The sequence below is a fragment of the Brevibacterium sp. SIMBA_078 genome, from assembly GCF_046534565.1.
In the GTDB taxonomy this organism is placed as follows: Bacteria; Actinomycetota; Actinomycetes; order Actinomycetales; family Brevibacteriaceae; genus Brevibacterium.
Window position 1 is genome coordinate 1 of sequence record NZ_JAWRYQ010000014.1, and the last position, 701, is coordinate 701.

Genomic DNA, 701 nt, shown 5'->3' on the forward strand with positions numbered 1-701 from the left:
GGTGGTAATATCTAGGGCAATTACTAAAGGTTTCTTATGAAGCCTTTAGGGTAAGTATTGCCCATAGCTCCTCAACCTCACATCTGGGTGGTTGACCCAATATTGTCCATCAGTAGTTGTCCACAGTGGACGGGCAATGCTGCGGAGACCTTTAGGATTATCTCAAGCAGCATTAGCCCGTCCGTCTCACTGTGGACATACTCTGTGGGCATATATTGAGGTCATAACACACAATGTTGAGGTTGTAGGAACAGAATTTTCAAAAAAGTATATACTCCGTACCACCGAAATGGTACGGGGGTAAGCCCCCAATAGTAACACGGGGGTTACGAGAAAAAACCATTCAAGCTCTTTCTGCGTAACGGTTTGCCATCAAAAACCAAAAAACCAACCCTTTAAAAATTGCTTATTCTGGTATATACCAGAATTTGATGATATCCTATGCTTATTCTTTGATGTTTTTAGCACTGACTTTTACAAGTCGTAAGTGCGCACTTAGGGGGCTTTATGGATACTTACCGCATTGAATTATCATGGTCGGAATTGGACAGCCTTAAAGCTGCTATGAACTCTACTATTAACGATTTAGAAAAATGTCAGGATATGCTTAGTGCAAAGCTTGATACACCTCTAACGCCTGAACTCTACGCCCAACACTTAGAATATTTGGCTAATGTATCGAGAGATAAGGCTAATATGCG

General features: G+C 41.5%; 1 protein-coding gene. It reads left to right on the forward strand.

What is annotated here, in order from left to right:
* Positions 1 to 507: 507 nt before the first annotated feature.
* The coding region (locus tag SB749_RS18650) for a hypothetical protein (RefSeq protein WP_410711614.1) at positions 508 to 701 on the forward strand (194 nt) is incomplete at its 3' end.